This window comes from Corallococcus llansteffanensis (assembly GCF_003612055.1).
GTDB classification, from domain to species: domain Bacteria; phylum Myxococcota; class Myxococcia; order Myxococcales; family Myxococcaceae; genus Corallococcus; species Corallococcus llansteffanensis.
The window spans coordinates 1-570 of record NZ_RAWB01001146.1; the positions used below are offsets into that span (position 1 = coordinate 1).

Below are 570 nucleotides of genomic sequence, written 5' to 3' on the forward strand. Positions count from 1 at the left end.
GGCGGACGCACCGCGAAAGGTGGGTGGGACGACGGGCCTGCCTGCCTGGGCTCCCCAGGGCACACCGGGAGCCTCACGGACGCGGCCCGCGAAGAACGTCAGGGGGAAGGGACGCTCAGCCCCGCGCGGGCGGGCCCTGCGCCGGGCAGTTCACCGTCCGGGGACGGTCCGCCAGCGGCGCGAGCTGGGGCGGCAAGGCATGGGCGAGCAGGCGCTGGGCCTGCGCCTGCACCCGGGCGTCGTAGCGCGCCAGCAGCGCGCGCAGCGAGTCCATCCGGGGAACGAACGGCGTGGGCGGCCGGGCACCGACACCGCCCGGATCGAGCTGATCCCTCGACGCCGGCACCGGCGCGCCCACGTGGGACGCATGGAGCAGCCCCGCCTCCCACCGCGCCCACTGGCCGCAAGGAGCGCGGGTCGCCGAAGCATCCCAGCGCGAGCCAGCCCCGTCCGGAGCGCGCGCGGCGGGGCCCATTACCCCCAGGAAGCTGGCGAAGGCCACCGCGCACACGACCGCCGCCAGGGCCAACCTGGACTCGCGGGGGGCTTCACGCCCGGAGGTGGCGGGGA

At 77.4% G+C, this 570-nt stretch carries 1 protein-coding gene; it reads right to left on the reverse strand.

The window, feature by feature from the left end:
• Positions 1-115: 115 nt before the first annotated feature.
• Positions 116-570 (reverse strand): hypothetical protein (locus tag D7V93_RS43850; protein WP_208723382.1); only part of this gene is annotated, 455 nt, incomplete at its 5' end.